The 1,701-nt window shown below is 49.4% G+C and carries 1 protein-coding gene; it reads left to right on the top strand.

Annotation, left to right across the window (positions count from 1 at the left end; all coding sequences use genetic code 11):
• Positions 1-585: 585 nt before the first annotated feature.
• On the top strand, positions 586-1,701 hold a 1,116-nt coding region (locus D6694_11165; protein RMH39469.1), incomplete at its 3' end, for a hypothetical protein.

Below are 1,701 nucleotides of genomic sequence, written 5' to 3'. Positions count from 1 at the left end.
TGTGGTTTGGGATAGCCGGCCCCTGCGACGGGGCATATGCAGCGGTCAGAATCGATTCCACTCAGCACCCCGGCCGCAGGGCCGAGTTTCAGCGAGTTGTGCGATGTACATGCGCAACCGATCCCGTGAACGCAAAGAGATATGCACTTTGGCGCCAAGTGTATATGGGCGAAACCTCCCGCCCTGATGGTGGAGGTGGGTTGTGTTAAAAATATGGTTCATTATGAAGCTGCTTTCGAAGCCAGACAAGTTATGGCTGCTGCTTTGCATGGTTTGTATTTTCACGTTCGTGCACAAGGCTAATGCGGTTCAGTGTGTGCAATCGGGAAATTGCATCCGATGCGTAGATGTGGTGCTGTATCATCCTGATGGATCTTGTTATGGAAATGGAACCAATTGTCTTATTGACACTACAATTTGCGGATATCCTGAAGAGTAAACCCGATGAGGAATTGTCTATTGTCAGTATTTTGCAGAAAAAGGGATTATCCCGCCTTCCTTGAGTGGGTTGGCGGGGTAATCCCCCTTTTGGCGGGTGTGCTGTTTGCCATTTCAGGTTGCCAGGATGGAGAGGTCCCTGCTATTGTGGGGAATAATGTGAGCGTCACTTTGGCAAAACAAGTCCGCATAAGTCTTGACTCACTTACGCCTTATGATGTCGTACCAGTCGTTCCCTGGGTGACTGAGCAAGAGACCTACCTTTTTCTCACCAATCCCTGGAACCGGAGTGTGGATGTGTATGGTGTAGAGCAAGCGAGGCTGGTCAATCGCCTGCAGCCCGTAAAAGGCGAGGGCAATGAAGGGGAGCCGTGGTTACATACACCCCGAACATGTGTAGTAATCTCGCCTGACAGCATATTGGTATTCGAAAGGGGCAGCATAACCGATGCCGTTTTGATCGACTGGCGGGGAGACATCGTCGATGAGGCGCCAATGAAATATTTTGCCAGTCACGCGCCGTCCTTTTTCAATCATGGAGGGAGAGTATTGCTTCATGAAAATGTGCTCTACTTCAAGAACGCCTCTCTTGATATTGACCTTTCCGACCTGAATGCAGCTCGACACATTCCCCTTTGTTATAAGTACGATTTGAATCGCCATGAGTTCTCTGCGCTTCCCTTGTATTATCCGCCTTCGTATTTGAAGCGTGGCGCAATAAACTATATCGCCGGGGTTCCTCAACTCGATGTCGTGACCAGTCGGGATATGATGGTGGTCAACTGGGCTGCCAAAAGCAGATTGGAATTCAGAAGGCTGTCTGATTTTTCTTTGGTAGAAGAACGTTTGGCTCATATATCCCGGTGGGGCAAAACGCTGCTGCACGCACCTGTGAGAGGAAAAAATCAATATGGCGGGTATCGGAAGGAGAACGAGGAATTGTTTGCCTTCGTCTCATATGTCACCGTTTTTTACGATCGCTGGAGGGATTTGATCTACAGACTGGCCTTTCTACCTTCCAAACAGTTACCGCCGCCGGATGTACTGGATGACATGATGGCACCCGGGCAAAACAGGCTGGGCGTGGTAGTGCTCGATTCAAAGGGACAATTGAAAGGATATGCCGTTTTTCCAGCAAAAACTTATTGGCCATATACCTCCTTCGTCGGCAAGGAAGGGCTGTACCTGTCGAAGGCAAACGTGTATCGCGATGATTTTTCGGAAGATTATCTGGAATACGACGTGTTTGTGTTTGAGCCTGCT

The organism is Gammaproteobacteria bacterium (assembly GCA_003696665.1).
Taxonomy (GTDB): Bacteria; Pseudomonadota; Gammaproteobacteria; order Enterobacterales.
This window is presented reverse-complemented; position numbering and strand designations above follow the sequence as displayed.